The sequence below is a fragment of the Candidatus Streptomyces philanthi genome, from assembly GCF_059553635.1.
This window is the reverse complement of the sequence record NZ_JCANQV010000380.1, coordinates 1-4594: the sequence shown is the minus strand read 5'-3', so window position 1 is coordinate 4594 and position 4594 is coordinate 1. Positions and strand designations below refer to the sequence as shown.

The following is a 4594-nucleotide window of genomic DNA, read 5'->3' as shown; positions in this document are numbered from 1 at the left end:
TCGGGGAACCCTACACGAGGGGGTGTGATGCATCAAACGCGCGCCCTGCGCCGATCGGTGGGGTAGTTTGCCGCCATGACGACGCATGCGCGCGTGCGACAGCACGCACTCGTACAGCAGTGGTGGCCCGCCTGACGGCGGCCGACCACCAGCGCATGCACGATCACGGCCGCCGCCTCGGCGGCCGTTCGCGTATCTCCATCCCGTAGCCGGCCGGCGAGGACGACCGGCGGTCCCGACAGACAGGGAGCCCATCCGGCCCGCAGGGCACACGGAGGGCTCACCACCGCAGGACGGGAGTGAGGACGAGATGGCGAGGACACGGATCTTCAGCGGCGTGAAGCCGACCGGGCATCTGACGCTGGGGAACTACCTTGGGGCGTTGCGCCGCTGGGCACAGGAGGACCAGCACCGCGCGGACGCGTTGTTCTGCGTGGTGGATCTGCACGCGCTGACCGTGGACCACGATCCGGCGCGGGTGCGAAGGCTGAGCCGCCAGGCCGCCACGCTGCTGCTGGCGGTGGGGCTCGATCCGGAGCGCTGCACGCTGTTCGTGCAGAGTCATGTGGACGAGCACGCGCGGCTTTCGTACCTGATGGAGTGCACGGCGTCGGACGGCGAGATGCGCCGGATGATCCAGTACAAGGAGAAGGCCGGGCGCGAGCAGGCCCGGGGCGGCAGCGTGCGGCTGTCGCTGCTGACGTATCCCGCGCTGATGGCCGCGGACATCCTGGCGTACGGGACGGACGAGGTGCCGGTCGGGGAGGACCAGGCGCAGCACCTGGAGCTGACGCGGGACCTGGCGGTGCGGTTCAACCAGCGGTACGGGCCGGTGTTCGTGGTGCCCAGGGCGACGCATCCGCGGGTGGCGGCGCGGGTGATGGATCTCCAGGAGCCCACGTCGAAGATGGGCAAGTCGCATGAGCGGACCTCGGGAACAGTGCATCTGCTGGACGACGCGGAGGTGGTGCGGCGCAAGGTGCTGCGCGCGGTGACGGACGGGCGCCGGGACGTGGTGTACGACCGGGAGGAGCGTCCGGGGGTGGCGAATCTGCTGGACGTGCTGGCGGCCTGTACCGGTGAGGAGCCCCAGCGGCTGGCCGAGACGTACGACTCGTACGGGGCGCTGAAGAAGGACACGGCGGAGGCGGTGGTGGAGATGTTGCGTCCGGTGCGGGAGCGGCATGCGGAGCTGGCCGCCGACCCCGGGTACGTCGACGGGGTCCTGCGGGCCGGGGCCGCGCGGGCACGGGAGATGGCGCGGCCGCGGGTGGACGCGGCGTACCGGGCGGTGGGGTTGATGCCGGCGGAGTGAGGAGGACGGTTCCCGGCGCCACGGGGGTGGCGCCGGGAACGGTACGAAAGCCTCGTGTGCCCCGGTCGTCAGCCGTTGCCGGAGGCCAGTTCGCGGCTGCGGTCGCGGGCCGCTTCCAGGGCCGCGATCAGGGCGGCGCGGACGCCGTGGTTCTCCAGTTCGCGGAGGGCGCTGATGGTGGTGCCGGCCGGGGAGGTGACGTTCTCGCGGAGGGTGACCGGGTGCTCACCGCTGTCGCGGAGCATCACGGCGGCGCCGACGGCGGCCTGGACGATCAGCTCATGGGCCTTGTCGCGGGGCAGGCCGAGCAGGATGCCGGCGTCGGTCATGGCCTCGACGAGGAAGTAGAAGTACGCGGGGCCGGAGCCGGAGAGGGCGGTGGCGGCGTCCTGCTGGGACTCCGGTACGCGCAGGGTCTTGCCGACGCCGGAGAAGATCTCCTCGGCGCGGGTGAGGTGGTCGTCGGTGGCGTGGGTGCCGGCGGAGATGACGGACATCGCCTCGTCGACCAGGGCGGGGGTGTTCGTCATGACCCTGACGACGGGCGTGCCGGCGGCGAGCCGCTGCTCGACGAAGGAGGTCGGGATGCCGGCCGCGCCGCTGATGACCAGGCGGTCGGCGGGTACGTGCGGTCCGAGCTCGTCCAGGAGGGTGCCCATGTCCTGCGGCTTGACGGTGAGGATCAAGGTGTCGGCGGCTTTGGCGGCCTCCGCGTTGCCGACCGCTTCGACGCCGTAGCGGGCGCGCAGGTCCTCGGCGCGTTCGGGGCGGCGGGCGGTGACCAGGAGCTCGGAGGGCGACCAGCCGCCGCGGATCATGCCACTGAGCAGGGCTTCGCCGATTTTTCCGGTGCCGAGGACGGCGACCTTCTGGGTCATGCTGCGGTTCACCTCGCCGAGGGGGCCTGGTCGGTACGCGGCCATCCTCGCACTCCGGGCGCGGGAGGGGCCGGGCGTTCCGAGGGGCGGGACGGCGGGCCGCGGGGCGGTCGTACGGGCGTCCTCGGGGGCGTTCTTCACCGACGTGACAAATGACGCAAAACCGACCAGAACCTATCGATCATCGACCATTCGCACATACATTTGCTCATCAGATACGCCCGGTCGCCGCAGAGCGGCCGCCGTACCCGGAGGCCGGAGGCCACCGGATGCCGTACGCGCCCCGTACTTCTTTCCCGGGCGCCCCCGTCCTCACTCCAGGAGTCAGCTCAGTGAACCGTCGGCCCCTCCGCTACTGCGGTGCGACCGCCGCCCTGTCCGTTGCCCTGCTGCTGTCCTCTTGCACGCCCGCTGCCACAGCGGTCGACGGGAAGGACGGTGCGAGCGGGGTGGGCGATCCGCTCTTCCCGAAGCTCGGCAACGGCGGCTACGACGTCAGCCACTACGGCCTCGACCTCGACTACGACGTCCCGAAGAAGCATCTGAAGGCGACCGCCGAGATCACCGCGCGCGCCGACGAGGACCTTCGCTCGTTCCAGCTCGACCTCCAGGGGCTGAAGGTCACCGGTGTGCGCGTCGACGGCGCGGACGCCTCGTTCTCGCGCAAGGGCCACAAGCTCACCGTCCGGCCCGCCGCCACGCTCAAGGAGGGCAAGACCTTCCGTACGACCGTCGACTACAGCGGTACGCCGGAGGAGATGACCGACGTCGACGGGTCGACGGAGGGCTGGGTCCCGACGGAGGGCGGCGGCGCGTTCGTGGCCGGTCAGCCGGCCGGGTCGATGACGTGGTTCCCGGGGAACAACCACCCCGGTGACAAGGCCGCGTACGACATACGGATCACCGTTCCCGAGGGCTACACGGGCATCGCCAACGGGGAGCTGCGCGAGCAGAAGACCGCCAAGGGGCGGACCACCTTCGACTGGCACAACAGCGACCCGATGGCGAGCTACCTGGCCACCGCCACCATCGGCAAGTTCGCCGTCACGACGTCCCGTACGCCCGAGGGGCTGCCGCTGTACTTCGCCGTCGCCAAGAAGGAGGCCGCGGCCAGCGAGAAGCCGCTGAAGCGGCTGCCGGAGATCATCCGGTGGGAGAGCAAGCTGTTCGGCCCGTACCCGTTCTCCTCGGCGGGCGCGGTGGTCGACCACACGCCGGAGCGTGTCGACTGGGGCGCGCTGGAGTCGCAGACCAAGCCGATCTACGCCGGTGCGCCGGACACCTCGACCGTGGTGCACGAGACCGCGCACCAGTGGTTCGGCAACTCGGTGACGCCGAAGACGTGGAAGGACACCTGGCTCAGCGAGGGGTTCGCGACCTACACCGAGTGGCTGTGGGAGGAGCACGAGGGCGGCCGTACGCCGCAGCAGCGGTTCGACGAGCTGTCGGAGGCGGACGAGGACGCCGATCACTGGGAGTTCCCGCCGGGCGACCCGGGCGGGCCGGAGAACGTGACCGCCACGCCGGTCTACGACCGTGGCGCGATGGTCGTCCACCAGCTGCGCAAGGCCGTCGGCGACCCGACGTTCTTCCGCATCCTCAAGGAGTGGCCCGCCGAGCACCGCTTCGGCAACGCCACCTCGAAGGACTTCATCAAGTTCTGCCAGGAACGGACGGACGAGGACCTGACCGACCTCTTCGACGACTGGCTGTACGGCGAGGGGCACCCGGGCTGGGAGTACTGAGGAGCACCGGGACGAATGCCGAGGGGCGCACGCGTGAGGCGTGCGCCCCTCGGCGTTTTCGGGCGCCGGGCGTGCGGTGCGTGGGTGGCCCACTTGTGCGGGCGCCCGCGTGGGCGCCCGCTCGTTACGGGCGGAGCGCCACCGTCAGGTCGAGGGCGTACGGCTCCTCCACGATGCCGTCGGGGAACTCCTCCAGAACGGCGGCGCGCTCGGCGGCCAGAACGGAGGCGGCGGCCTCCGGGTCCAGGACGGCGAGGTAGGAGCGGCTGCCGAGCATGGCGAGGTGGGTGTCCAGGGAGACCGTGCGGGTCCAGCGCAGGCGGTGGGTGAGCGGGCGCAGGCCGAGGCGGAGCGCGCGGAGGATGCCGGGGCTCTCCGGGGCGATGCCGGGGGCGTGGTAGCCGGGGAGCGCGCGGGCGAGGCGGGCCTCCTGCTCCGCCGCCCAGGCGACGTCCGGGTCGGGGACGTTCCACCACAGGGCGAGCGCGCCCCCGGGCCGCAGCACGCGCAGGGCCTCCGGGACCGAGCGGGCGGGCTCCGTCCAGTGCCAGGACTGCGCGTAGCAGACGAAGGCGAAGCCCGCGGTGTCGCGGAACGGCAGGGCGTCGCCGAGCGCGCGGACCAGGGGTACGCCGGGGTGCGTGGCGCGCAGTTCG

Annotated in this window: 4 protein-coding genes; 2 read left to right on the top strand and 2 right to left on the bottom strand. The window is 71.7% G+C overall.

Annotated features, from left to right (window positions below; genetic code table 11):
• The first annotated feature begins 310 nt into the window (after positions 1-310).
• Complete coding sequence (gene trpS / locus AC51EU_RS27295; RefSeq protein ID WP_496269754.1) at positions 311-1315, top strand: tryptophan--tRNA ligase; 1005 nt, start codon at positions 311-313, stop codon at positions 1313-1315.
• 68 nt (positions 1316-1383) lie between these two features.
• Here the strand turns inward: trpS and proC are convergent, their stop codons facing one another.
• A complete protein-coding gene (gene proC, locus AC51EU_RS27290) occupies positions 1384-2193 on the bottom strand; it encodes a pyrroline-5-carboxylate reductase (protein ID WP_496269753.1) in 810 nt (269 codons plus the stop codon).
• A 332-nt stretch (positions 2194-2525) separates the two neighbouring features.
• Between proC and AC51EU_RS27285 the strand changes: the two genes are divergently transcribed.
• Positions 2526-3938 carry a M1 family metallopeptidase gene (locus tag AC51EU_RS27285; protein WP_496269752.1) on the top strand — a complete coding sequence of 471 codons (1413 nt, stop codon included), beginning with the start codon at positions 2526-2528 and terminating at the stop codon, positions 3936-3938.
• Positions 3939-4062: 124 nt separating this feature from the next.
• Here AC51EU_RS27285 and AC51EU_RS27280 read toward each other — a convergent pair.
• Positions 4063-4594: methyltransferase domain-containing protein (locus tag AC51EU_RS27280; RefSeq protein ID WP_496269751.1), on the bottom strand; the 532-nt coding region annotated here is incomplete at its 5' end.